Genomic DNA, 12737 nt, shown 5'->3' with positions numbered 1-12737 from the left:
GGGGACTTCAAGTTGCTGCGGTCGGCAAACATCCTTGTGTCCATTTAGTGCCCTCGAGCGAAAGCTGGGTTCAATGCGATCTGTCGATTGTTTTAAGGGCTCCCTCAGGAAGAACATCATCCAAAAGGCTGAGAAAATCTCGTTGCGCGAGGTCGCGCGCGCGATCTGCCAAAAACGGGATGGGGCTGGACGGCTCTGCGGTTCGGAAAAACGACGCCACCTTCGCCAGCAGGCCCAAGGCTTGCGCTCTGCTTTCCACTGAAAATACAATATCTTGAGTGCTGTTCTCGGCCGTCGATGAGAGCGACGTGGCGAGTTCCGCCATCCGTTCGATCGGCAGGTCGAAGACCTTGTTGCGCCCGATGTTGATCGCAGCGTTCTCCACGTGCGCAGGCATCAGCATCCGCATGACTTCGATAAATGACTTGCCGACCATTTCCTGCGCTTGACGCACCAGCAACAGTGCCGGGTTGGATGGTTCCATTCGGGCAAAATAGTCTGCCGCTGCTGCAAGCGCTGCGGATGCCTGTGCGGATGAAGTCACCACCCCGGTCGTTTCTGACGGCGCCTGTGTATCGACAGGACCGACATCTTCCGCGGTTGCGGCGGTCGCGGCCGGATCGCGCGACGCGACAAGACCCGCAAGCCAGGCAGCCATGCCGTTAACCAAGCCAGAGAGCCTGTCGAGGCTGATCGGTTGCCCCGCGTTCAACTTCTCGTGCCAGGTCTGCTTGATACCCGCGATTTCAGCAGCGACCGCAGAGCACCGCCCGCTGGCAGCCTTGAGAGTGTCGAGATCTGTCTCGCTGACGATGCGCTCGATGGCTGCCAGATCAGGCCCGTCGGCGTCGGCGTCGCCGGCGGGAATTTCGCCGTGAGCGATCTGATAGGCACGGTAGTTGAGGTTGCCGTGTCTGCGGTTCTCGATCAGGGGAAGGAACTGGAGCGGGTTGATCACGGTCGGGAACACGTCGATTGCCTCGACCGTGACGGCGCGAAGTGCGTAGTCGCCGTCCTCGCCCTTCGGATGCACCGCTTCCCACTGCTCGCGCAGCAGCAGGTTGGTCGCCTTCAGGCAGCAGAGAAAGCCGTCGAGATCACGGTTGAGGATTGAAAACTTGGCCAGCAGCAGGTTCAGACGTAGATCGCGGGTACGCGCCAGAATGGGCTGCGCGGCGGCAAACTGGCCGGCAAAATCGACTGCCTTTGGATCGAAGCGTCCACGCTCTCCGTTGGCATTGACGACCTCGAAGAACGACATCGGTAGCAGCGATTCCGCACCTGCGAAGAAGTTCAGATATTGGACGTCTCCGATGGCGTCGAGATCCGGCCCGCAGGGATCGTCAGCGGCAATGGGCTGCGTCAGGGAGGCGACATCAAGCATATGCGGGCCGTCCATCTGCTCGATCACGGCCCCGCTGCCGAGCCCGTGGCGACTAGGGGATCGCGCGGGGGCGCATGATCCGAATCTATACCTATGGGTCAGATGCCTGCCGACCTTGGTTCATTCCCGAAGATCATGCCATTTTCGCGTGAACCGGCAAGCTCTTGGAGCCGACTACTTGATGGCCCGAGGTGGTTCTTTGACGGCCGTCGCGGACCGTCAGGAAGCCCAGCCCTGGGGCGGGCTTGCCGGCACAGCCGGCGGCGCGCAGGATTTCCGTCGTTCTTGCATAACGTCTGATCAGCTTTTTGCAGCGGGTCATTCGATCGAAGGAGGGAGTTTAAGCCCACATGGGCCAGCTTACTCAGGATACCCGCCTCTGCGAACTCAAGACGCCTCTTGGCAAGGACGTTTTGGTTTTTGCCGGATTCGAAGGCTCGGAAGGTCTCAGCGAACTGTTCGAGTATCGCATCGAGTGCCTCAGTGAGGATGCCGACCTCGACTTCGACCGCGCTATCGGTCAGCAGTGCACGCTGACCATAAAGCTGCATGAAAAGGAGCGCGAGTTCAGCGGTATTCTGACGGAGGCCCAGTGGCTCGGGGTGAAGAACGACTATTTCAGCTACCGGATCGTGCTGAGGCCCTGGTTATGGCTGTTGTCGCGGACAACCGATTGCCGGATCTTTCAGGACAAGAAGGCGCCCGACATCATCAAAGAGGTCTTCAAGGAACGCGGCTTCACCGACTATGAATCCAAACTGACCGAAGAGGGTTCTTGTCCGAAGCTAGAATATTGCGTTCAGTACCGCGAGACCGACATGAACTTCGTGTGCCGGCTGATGGAGCAGCACGGCATCTACTACTTCTTCAAGCATGAGGGCGGCAAGCACACGCTGGTATTGGCGGACTCCAAATCGTCGCACAGTCCGATCCAAGGTCTTGCTACGATTCCCTACATCCCGCTGGCGGGTGCCGACCGGCGAGGCGAGCAGCACGTCTATGAATGGGTATCGGAGCGACGATTTCGTACCGGCAAGATCGAACTCAACGATTACAACTATCAGAAGCCCAACGCTCAGATGATCAGCGACGCCAAGGGCTCCGAGCATTACACTCGGTCGGAGATGGAGTTTTACGACTATCCCGGGAAGTTCAAGGAGAAATCCGACGGCGAGCGCTACGCGAAGATCCAGCTCCAGGCAGAGCAGGCGATGGATCGGCGTCGCCGCGGCAATGGCGACGCCGTCAACCTGTTCCCCGGTGGACTGACGAAGCTCGAAAAGCACTCCAAGGACTCGCAGAACGTCGAATACCTCGTGGTGCGGGCTGTGCACTCGTTCTCGATCGAATCCTATCGCACCGGCGGTCCGAGCGACGCAGGGCAACACGTCTATTTCGGCAGCTACGAGTTCTTGCCGAGCGATCGGCCGTTTCGAGCGCTGATGATGACGCCGAAGCCAAGAATCAACGGCATCCAGACGGCCAAGGTGGTGACCAAAGACGATAATTCGAGCGAGGAAATCGACGTCGAATCTCTGGGCGAAATCTATGTCCGCTTTTTCTGGGATCGGAAGAAGAAGCGGTCGTGCCGGTTGCGCGTGGCTCAGGTCTGGTCTGGCAAGCGCTGGGGCGGTCAGATCATCCCGCGCGTCGGACAGGAAGTCGTTATCGAATTCCTGGAGGGGGATCCGGACCGGCCCCTGGTGATCGGCACCGTTTACAACGACGAATACAAGCTGCCCTACGATCTGCCGTCGAAGAAGACGATTGCGGGATTGAAGTCGGACTCCACCAAAGGTGGCGGCGGCTTCAACGAGTGGAGCTTCGAGGACAAGAAGGGGTCCGAGAAGATCACGGTGCATGCCGAGAAGGACCACGACGTAACGGTCCGCGACACCGAGACACGTACCATCGGCGAAGCCGCATTTGGCGGCGACACGCGCAGCACCACGCTCAAGAACGGCAATGATAAACTCGATATCCAGTTGGGTGGTCAGCACATCACCTTGGCCATGGACCAGTCTGTCAATGCAGGCATCAGCATCACGCTCATGGCCAATGCCAACATCACCCTACAGGTGGGTCCTAGCCAGATCATCCTGACCCCGGCGGGCATCGTCATCAACGCGCCGACGATCGCCATGACGGCGCAGGCCGGTATGGCGCTTGCTGCCGGTGGTCCGCTGGTCGCCCACGGTACTCCAGCCCTTGTTGGTTGACGGTCATGGGACAAGTTCGGTTCGGTACGGTTCAGGATCTGTTTCAGGCCTATCCCTTGGCGCGTTATGATGTCGGCAAAGCCGACGCTGACAAGCCTTCGCTGGACTTCCTTCAGGAGGCCGCCGATGCGCGGAATTGGCACCCGGCCGTGTCTTACTGTGCCTATCTGCTTCCCAGGCGCGTAGCAGTTGCCTGGGGATGTCGCTCTCTGCGACTGATGTTCGACCATTTCGACGCCAGCGATACCAGGTCGCTCAATGTTGTGGAGACCTGGGTCCGGCAACCGGACGAGCAGTCCCGGAACAAGGCGTTGGCTGTCGGCAATGCCAATGATCCTGAGCATCCGGCGACATGGCTGGCGCTGGCGGCCGGCTGGTCCGGCGGAAGCGTGGTTCCCCCGGAATTTGCGCCCGTGGAAGCTAAGCCAGATCAGGCGGCGCGGGCGGTGCGTGCAGCACTGCTGATCGGCCTCTGCCGGCTTTCCCGCGACTCCCGGGACCGGATAATGACGTCATGCCTAGAGGATGGTATTCAATTGGCACGCGGCGAACCGCGCCCTCCGCGCTAACGAGACGATGTGATGGTGCTTCGCTTTAATATCGAGAACGAACCGAACCTTCCGGATGGCGGACCTGTGTCGTTTACGGTCACCGGCAGGCGTTCAGTCGATATTGGCCGGGACCGTCACCTCGACTGGACGCTGCCGGATCCGGCGCGGACGATTTCCGGAAAGCATTGCGAGGTGCACTTTCGCGACGGTGGCTATTGGCTGCACGACGTTTCGACCAACGGCACCTTCCTCAATGGTGCCGACCAGCGCATGCGGGGGCCGCACCGCTTGCGCGACGGTGACCGGCTCACGATCGGCCACTACATCATCGGAGTTTCGCTGGAGAACGAGGCTGGCGGGCGTAGCCCAAACCACGAGGCGCAACTGCGCGAACCCTCGGTCCAGCAGCATGCCGACTACGGAGAGCTTTGGTCAGCCGATCGTGACATCCCGCCGCCGATCGATCCGCAACTGTTGAAGAAGCCACGCGAGGCTGCGCGGCCCGTCAATCCGGGGTTCCTGGATTGGGCGGCGAGCGTCCCGGCACCGGGTGTAGACCCGTTCCGACGGTCACAGCCGGCGTCTCCGTACCAACCGTCCGAGCAGGACGACGACATGAACTGGGCAGCCGGTCCAGTCAACGCGCCGAAACCGCAAGTCGAGCGCCCGCCCGTCATGCCGACCCCGCGCCGGCCGTCGGTATGGATCGATGATGAACCAGCCGCTGCCCAGCCGCCAGCATCGCCATCGCGCCCGGCGCAAGCGGCAGACGAGGGACCTGTCACGGCCAAGCCAGTCGGCGGTACCGAGTTCGCGCGACTGGTGGCGCGCGCTGCGGGGTTGCCGGACAATTTCTTTGCCAGCAAGTCCGATGCCGAACTCGCCGAACAGCTTGGCGTCATCTTGCGTATGACCGTGGATAATCTGATGGCGCTGCTGCAGGCGCGGACCCAAGCCAAGCAGCTGACCCGTAGCACCAGCCAAACCACCGTCCAGGCCCTCGAAAACAATCCGCTGAAGTTCTCGCCGAGCTCGGAAGAAGCGATGCGCATCCTCTTTGGGCCGCCGACGCGCAGCTACCTCGACGCACAACGCGCCTTTGCACAGGGCTTCAGTGATCTCAAGTCACATCAGTTGAAGACCTACATGGCGATGCAGCACGCTGTCCATGAGCTGATTGCGGGCATAGATCCGACGCTGATGGCCCGCGAACTCGAGCTTCAGCGTGGCGCGAGCTCCTGGCTCGGCACGAACAAGGGAAAACTCTGGGACGAGTTCTTGACGCGCTGGAAGGCGCATCTCGGCCGCGACAACAGCGCGCCGATCGAAACCTTTATGTTGCATTTCTCGAACTATTACGACCGCGGTGACAAGCCCGGTTCAAAGTAAACTATCGGCGACCACGCGGCTGCCGACAATTTCTAAGTGGATGTAGGAATGTCTTGGTACAGCAAAGTTTTCTGGTCGGAAGGTCTGTTTCTGCGGCCGCATCATCTGCAGCAGAACGACCGCTACATCGAACACTTGCTGGAAAAGCGCGTTCGCTACACGACCCCATACCCGTGGGGCTTTGCCCAGCTGGAGATCGACAAGGATCTTACCGAACAGAGCAAGTTCGCGGTGCGCAATGCGTCCGGTGTCATGCCGGACGGTACGCCGTTCGATATCCCTGCGGACAGCCAAATTCCCGAAGCGATCGATGTGCCGGAGACGGCCGCAGGCCAGGTCGTCTGGCTGATGATGCCGGTCGCGGCGCCAAACACCCGCGAGGTCGACGAGGATCGCACCGACAGCGCCAGTCGTTATGTTCGTAGTTCGGAAACCTTCATTGACTCGACCTCTGCGCTACGCATCGAGGAAGAGATCGACATCGCTTATCCGCGCTTGTCGTTCGAACTGCGCAAGAGCAGCAAGCCCGGATACATGGGGCTCGGCATCGCGCGCATTCTCGAGGTGCGCGACAAGAACATCTTGTTCGACGATAAATTCGTGCCGCCGATGCTGATCTGCGCCGCGCATCCGATCATCGATGGCTGGCTCAACCGCATCATCGGCTGGGTTGAGACTAAACTCGACGAGCTGGCGCGTTACGCGGTCGATCCGTCATCCGGCGGTGGGTTGCAGAGCGTCGACTATCTGGTCCTGCAAGTGCTGAACCGTACCATTCCCGTCCTGACTCATTTCCAGCGCTCCGGCAGCGTGCACCCCGAGCGCCTGTACGAGGAATTGCTGAGATTCGCGGGTGAACTTGCGACATTTTCTACGGCGGAACGACGGGCGCGCAACTATCCGGCTTACGATCACGACGATCTCGAGAACGTCTTCACACCCTTGGTGAGCGACATCCAGGACTTCTTGAGCGCGCGATTGGGCCGACGGGCGATCCGCCTTGAGATCATCGAGCGCGCACAGAATGCGTTCGTATCGCCCATCCGCGATCGCGCGCTATTCCGAAACGCGACCCTGGTGCTGGAGGTTGCCGCGCGGCGGCCGCTCGTGGAGATCCAGAACGATTTCCCGCACCTGTTCAAGGTCGGGCCGAACACCAAGATGAACGAGATCGTGCACGCAAACTTGCCGGGCCTGACCTTGGCGCATTTGCCGACGCCGCCGCCGCATATCCGGGCCATCACGGATCACGTCTATTTCTATCTCGACCGCAAGTCGCCGCTGTGGCCCGAGTTCAGCACGGCGGCCTCGATCGGAATGCATTTCTCCGGCGACTGGCCGGAGCTTGAGCTGTATCTTTGGGCCATCCTGGAAGACAGGCCATGAGCGACAGGGACAAGCCGGTCAATCCTTTCGGTCGGGGCGAACGGACGATCATCCGTCCCAACCCCGGCGGGAAGTTGCCGCCGGCGCCGACCTCTCAGCCTCCGCCGGGCGAGGGGCCCGCGGCACGCCCAGGCTATTCGCCATCACCGGTACCCTCTCCCGGCGCGCCGGCGCCACCGTCATCATTCTCTCCTGTCCCGCAGGGCTCGAACTACGCCTCCGCGCCGGCCAGCCATCCCGCTGAGGAATGGATATCGACACCCGCACAGGCCCAGGCGCAGCAGCCTATGCTACCGCCAGGACCGCCGTTGCGCGTCGACGATCTCGTCGCGCCAAATGCCAATCCAGTGATGCGCGCTGCGGGCCCGTTGCTGCAGCTGCTCGGTCGGTTGCGGGTGGCGCTCATGCGCGCGTCATTCGCGAGTTTGATGGAGCAGGTTGCAGACGCGATCAAGTTCTTCGAGAAGGACATCCGTTCCGCGGGCATATCCGAGCACCAGGCCAACACAGCGAAATACATCCTGTGTGCCACTGCCGACGATATCGTGCAGCACATCCCGACCGAGGAGCGCCACGTCTGGACGCAATATTCGATGCTGAGCCGGTTCTTCGGCGAGCGTGTCGGCGGCGTCCGTTTCTTCGAGATCCTCGACCATTTGAAGGTTGACCCGCTGGTCAACTATCCGGTCCTCGAACTTCAGCACGCCTGCCTTGCGCTTGGTTTTCAGGGCATTCACCGGACGTCAGGCGGCGGACTTGCGAACCTGCAGCTGATCCAGCGTAACCTTTATGAATTGCTGCGCCGGGTCCGGCCGAAGACGATGAGCGACCTGTCGCCCAACTGGCGCGGGCAGGCGCTGGCGGGGCGGCGGCAGCGTCTGCGCGTTCCGGTCTGGCTCGTCGCGGCCGTCGTCGCCGCGCTGCTGACCGGGTCCTATTTCGTCCTCCGGACGCTCCTCGCTGGTCGGGCAGAGAATGCTGCCGAGGTGGCGCTCGCGCTCCATCCAGCCGGCCCGATCGAGCTCAAGCGCCAGATCGTTGCACCTCCGCCGCCGCCTCCACCTCCGCCGCCACCGGATCGCATCACCCAGTTGCAACGCATCCGCAATGCGCTCGCGAAGGAGAACACCGCCTGTGCCATGACGGCGGACCAGACCCCGAGCTTCATCGTGATCAGGGTCTGCGACCTGGCGTTGTTCGCGTCGGGCCAGGCGACCATCCTCGACGGTTTCAAGCCGATCGCACTCCGCGTCGCAGCAACCCTCGACAAGGAGCCGGGGCGGATCCGGGTCGTCGGCCATACCGACAGTTCGCCGATCCGCACAGTCCGCTTCCCGTCAAATTTCGAGCTGTCGGTCGAGCGTGCCAAGGCGGTTGCCGCGGCATTGAAGCCTGGCTTGGCCGACGGTTCGCGCGTCGACGTCGAGGGCAAAGGAGCAGATGCGCCAATCGCCAGCAACACGACACCCGAGGGACGCGCCAAGAACCGGCGCGTCGAGATCTTTATCGAACGCAGCGAATAGGCAGATACCGCCGGGTCAGGTGGTTTGCGACAGGTACGGTTAGATGCTTGCCAAGGACATTCTTCGCATCGTTCTCTACGGAGTAGGGCTCAGCTCGCTCGGAGCGGTGATCTATCTCGCCGGTCCCTTCATCGCGTTCGGCGACTGGCGGCCGCTGGAGAACCATATCGTCCGGCAGATCGCTATTCTGCTGCTCACCACGGTCGTGGCAGGCATCGTTGGCCTCAATCTGTTCAAGCGTCGCAAGAGTGCCAAGGAGATCGCCGATGGCATCGCTGGTGCGGACCAGCCCGTCAGCGATGAACCGGTGCTCAAGGAGCGCATGAAGGATGCGCTCGCGACGCTGAAGACCGCCAGCGGCAACAAGTCGGGCTATCTCTACGATCTGCCGTGGTACGTCATCATCGGTCCGCCCGGCGCCGGCAAGACCACGGCGCTGGTCAATTCCGGGCTCAAATTTCCGCTCGCGCGCGGGGCGACGCCCGCAGCGATCGCGGGGGTCGGCGGTACACGCTACTGCGATTGGTGGTTTACCGAGGAGGCGGTGCTGATCGATACCGCCGGCCGCTACACGACCCAGGACTCCAACAGCAAGGCCGACAAGGACAGCTGGCTGGCGTTCCTGGACATCCTGAAGAAAAGCCGGTCGCGCCAGCCGATCAACGGTGTCCTTGTCGCCATCAGTATCGAAGACATCCTGACGCTGCCGAAGCAGGAACTCGCACTTCACGCCGATGCCATCAGGATGCGCCTGCTCGAGTTGCATCAGAGGCTCAAGGTCAGCTTCCCGGTCTACGCGCTATTTACCAAAGCCGATCTCGTTGCCGGCTTCACCGAGTATTTCGCCTATCTCGGGGAGGCCGGCCGCCGCCAGGTCTGGGGTGCCACGTTCCAGACCGCAGACAAGACCCAGAATCTGGTGGGGCAGATCCCAGTCGAGTTCGACCGTCTGCTGGAGCGCCTGAGCGAGGAGACGCTCGACCGTCTGCAGGATGAGCCGACGCCCCAGCACCGCGTGCAATTATTCGGTTTTCCGGCACAGATGGCCCGGCTCAAGCCCCAGATCCACGACTTCCTCAACCAGATCTTCGAGCCGACGCGCTATCACGTGAACGCGAACCTGCGCGGTTTCTACTTCACCTCGGGTACGCAGCAGGGCACGCCGATCGACCAATTGATCGGGTCGCTGGCACGTACGTTCGGCGCTGAGGAGGTCGGTTCCGGATCCTATTCGGGCGCGGGCAAGAGCTTCTTCCTCGCCGATCTGATTTCCAAGGTCATCATCGGCGAGGCCGACTGGGTCTCGACCGACCGTGCCGCGGTGCGCCGCGCGCTGATCCTGAAAACCGCGGCCCTGTCGTTGATCGGCCTGGTCTCGATCGGACTGATCGCGGCTTGGCTGATGAGCTATAAGCGGAACTCCGATTTGATCGAGCAAAGCCTGCAGGCGGATAGCGAGTATGCGGCGGCCGGCGCACCACTTATCAAGCAGACGCTGATTGCCGATCATGATCTCGACAAGGTGCTGCCGCTGCTCTACCGGCTGCGCAACGCGCCGGCAGGCTACGGATCGCGCGGCGAGCCGGTGCCTCTGTCGGCCCGCTACGGGCTCAGTCAGCACGCCCGGCTGCTGTCGCCCTCGAAGGCGGCCTATCATACGGCGCTTGAGCGCATGTTCCGGCCGCGCCTGCTGTATCGCCTCGAGGAGCAGCTCAATGCGCGCATCAACGAACCTGCCTTCGTCTACGAGGCGCTCAAGGTCTATCTGATGGTCGGCGGCCTGCAGTCGCCGGACCGCGAGCTGATCCGCTCCTGGATGCAACGTGACTGGGCCGACAACCTCTACCCTGGCGCCACCAACGCGGAAGGGCGGCGTCTGCTCGACGAGAATCTCGTAGCAATGTTCGACCTCGAGACCGAGCAGCAGCCGCTGGTCGAACTCGACGGCCGGCTGATCAAGCAAGCCCAGAGCTCCTTGGCGCGCCTGAGCGTGTCGCAACGTGCCTACGAGTTTCTGAAATCGGAGGCTCGCGCATCGACCGCTGGCGACTGGATCGCTAGCCGCCATGGCGGACCCGACATGGGTGTCGTGTTCGAAACCACGACGGGGCAGCCTTTGGACGCCGTGCGGGTACCTGAGTTCTTCACGTATAACGGCTTCCATCAGAAGTTCGTCGCCCGGCTGTCCGGATTGTCTGAGCGGATGAAGCGGGAGCGATGGGTTTTGGGGGATGCAGGCCAGCAGTCGGCCATCGACCAGCAGTACGACAATCTGGCCGGAGATCTGCTCAACATCTATTCCAACGATTTCGTGACGACCTGGCGAACGGCGCTCGGGAGCCTGCGCCTGAAGAAGTTGCTCGCCGACAAGCCGAAATACGAGGTGCTGCGGGCGCTTTCGGCGCCGACCTCGCCGATGCGGCAAATTCTGGAATCGGTGCGCGATGAGACGATGCTGACCAAGGAACGGGCGAAGCCGGCGAACGCTTCGGCGCCGGCTGCCGCACCGGCGCCGGCACTCTTCACGAATGCCCAGGATGGACCGCCTGGCGCGACGATCGAGGCACAGTTCAAACCTTACCACGCCGCGCTCGAAGGCGAGAGCACCCGCCGGCCGATCGACTCGACCGTCGCGAACCTGAACGACATCGCGCAGAACCTGACGTTGATCATCGAGAGTCCCCAACTGACAGCACAGGCCACGGCCGCGCTTCAGACCCAGGTCGCAGCGCTCCGCAACAATGCCTCGCGCATGCCACCGCCATTCTCCGACATGCTGCGCGCAGCAGCCGCGGAGTTCGAAGGCAGCATCGCGGCTTCAACCGCCGGGCAAATCCTGCAGACGTTGCGCGATCAGGTCACGCCGGTCTGCCAACAGACCGTGACCAACCGCTACCCGTTTGTCCGCAGCAGCGGCCAGGAAGTCCCGCTGGCGGATTTCGCCAAATTGTTCAGTCCGAATGGCGTTATGGACAAGTTCTTCACCCAGTACCTGGCACCTTATGCCGACACGTCGCGGTCGGACTGGGCTTGGCGCAAGGAGAGCCCCGTTGGTCGGTCGTTCTCGCCCGACACGCTCAAACAATTCCAGAATGCGGCTTATATCCGGGATGCGTTCTTCCAGACGGGCGGCGGTGTGCCCGCCGTTTCTTTCGCGATCCGGCCTCCTGGGGCACCGGGGCCAGGCGTGACCGTTAAGACCGAGATCGGCGGCACCACGATTGCGAGCCCAACCATTCCCGGACCGGCCACGTCGTCCTTGTTCGGCGGTCCGCAACCGCCGCCGCCACCGCCACCGCCACAGAGCAACTCGCCAACGACCGTCCTATGGCCGGGCCCAGCGCCGCGAACGGCAATTTCAGTTAGTAACGACACCGGCGCGCCATCCGTGCTTGAGCGCATTGGTCCCTGGTCGTTATTTCGGATGCTGGAGGCGGGCTCGTTGGTTGTGAAAGCGGAAACGGCCAGCGCGACTTTCATCGTCGCGGGGCGCGAGCTCAACTATCAAATTTCGACTGGGTCGTTGCGCAACCCGCTGAACCTGTCAGTGCTGCGCGAGTTTCGTTGCCCGACCGGGATATGACCATGCGTTGCGGGCTATTCGGCAAGATCGGCGCCAAGCGCGATTTCATCGCGATCGCGACCCCGCGCAGCTTCCTGGAAGCCTGGGAGCCGTGGGTACAGGCCGCCCTGTCAGCAAGTCGCCACCAGCTTGGCCCAGGATGGCAGCAGGCCTTTCTGACCGCCCCGGTCTGGCGGTTTTGGCTCGGCGCCGCGATCTGCGGCACGACGGTTGCGGGTGCGATCATGCCCTCGCTCGACGGGGTGGGGCGATACTATCCCTTGACCCTGCATGCGGTGACCGGCGAGGCCGTCTCGCTGCCGCCGCCGAGCATTGATCCGCAGGACGAATGGTTCGGGCAAGTGGAAGCGTTCATGCTTTCGACCCTGGATCGGGCCGCAACCTTCGAGCAGATCTCCGATGCATTGGATCGGCTTGCGGTGCCACGACTGCAGGAGACCATCGCCGGCGGTCCGCCGATCACGTCGCTTGGTACTGCGACAATGGGAACGGCTTCGGCGGTCGACGCCTTCGCGGGGTCGTTTGCAGCACTTTGCGCCGCCAACCCACAGGTCTACGCCGCGGCTAGCTTCTGGTGGACTGCCGGAGGGGAAGGCTTTCCGCCAATGGCGCTGAGTTGCCGCGGATTACCAGATCCGTTTCACTACATCACGCTGCTGACCGGTGATCTCGGCCTCGCGGCATCCGAGAATGGATGACACG

The 12737-nt window shown here is 62.1% G+C and carries 8 protein-coding genes; 7 read left to right on the top strand and 1 reads right to left on the bottom strand.

Annotated features, from left to right (window positions below):
• Positions 1-70 precede the first annotated feature (70 nt).
• A complete protein-coding gene (locus AB7008_RS35995) occupies positions 71-1384 on the bottom strand; it encodes an ImpA family type VI secretion system protein (protein WP_441261268.1) in 1314 nt (437 codons plus the stop codon).
• A gap of 350 nt (positions 1385-1734) precedes the next feature.
• Here AB7008_RS35995 and AB7008_RS35990 point away from each other — a divergent pair, with 350 nt between their 5' ends.
• Genes AB7008_RS35990 through tagF form a run of 7 tightly spaced genes read left to right on the top strand, consistent with a single transcriptional unit; the run spans position 1735 to position 12733 of the window.
• Positions 1735-3603 (top strand): type VI secretion system Vgr family protein, encoded by a 1869-nt coding sequence (locus AB7008_RS35990; RefSeq protein WP_441260329.1) that lies wholly within the window; start codon positions 1735-1737, stop codon positions 3601-3603.
• A gap of 5 nt (positions 3604-3608) precedes the next feature.
• Positions 3609-4172 (top strand): DUF6931 family protein, encoded by a 564-nt coding sequence (locus tag AB7008_RS35985; protein ID WP_441260328.1) that lies wholly within the window; start codon positions 3609-3611, stop codon positions 4170-4172.
• A 12-nt stretch (positions 4173-4184) separates the two neighbouring features.
• Positions 4185-5543, top strand: a complete 1359-nt coding sequence (gene tagH, locus AB7008_RS35980; protein ID WP_441260327.1) for a type VI secretion system-associated FHA domain protein TagH — start codon at positions 4185-4187, stop codon at positions 5541-5543.
• 48 nt (positions 5544-5591) lie between these two features.
• Positions 5592-6929: a type VI secretion system baseplate subunit TssK gene (tssK, locus tag AB7008_RS35975; protein ID WP_014493496.1), complete on the top strand. Its 1338-nt coding sequence runs from the start codon at positions 5592-5594 to the stop codon at positions 6927-6929.
• A complete protein-coding gene (tssL, locus tag AB7008_RS35970) occupies positions 6926-8452 on the top strand; it encodes a type VI secretion system protein TssL, long form (protein ID WP_441260326.1) in 1527 nt (508 codons plus the stop codon). Before tssK ends, tssL begins: the two co-directional genes overlap by 4 nt.
• A 43-nt stretch (positions 8453-8495) precedes the next feature.
• Positions 8496-12035 (top strand): type VI secretion system membrane subunit TssM, encoded by a 3540-nt coding sequence (gene tssM / locus AB7008_RS35965; RefSeq protein ID WP_441260325.1) that lies wholly within the window; start codon positions 8496-8498, stop codon positions 12033-12035.
• Positions 12032-12733 (top strand): type VI secretion system-associated protein TagF, encoded by a 702-nt coding sequence (gene tagF, locus AB7008_RS35960; RefSeq protein WP_441260324.1) that lies wholly within the window; start codon positions 12032-12034, stop codon positions 12731-12733. The genes tssM and tagF overlap by 4 nt, the downstream gene beginning before the upstream one ends.
• Positions 12734-12737: the final 4 nt, after the last annotated feature.

The sequence above is a fragment of the Bradyrhizobium sp. 521_C7_N1_3 genome, from assembly GCF_052075975.1.
In the GTDB taxonomy this organism is placed as follows: Bacteria; Pseudomonadota; Alphaproteobacteria; order Rhizobiales; family Xanthobacteraceae; genus Bradyrhizobium; species Bradyrhizobium japonicum.
The sequence above is the reverse complement of the archived record's forward strand: the minus strand, read 5'-3'. Positions and strand labels throughout refer to the sequence as shown.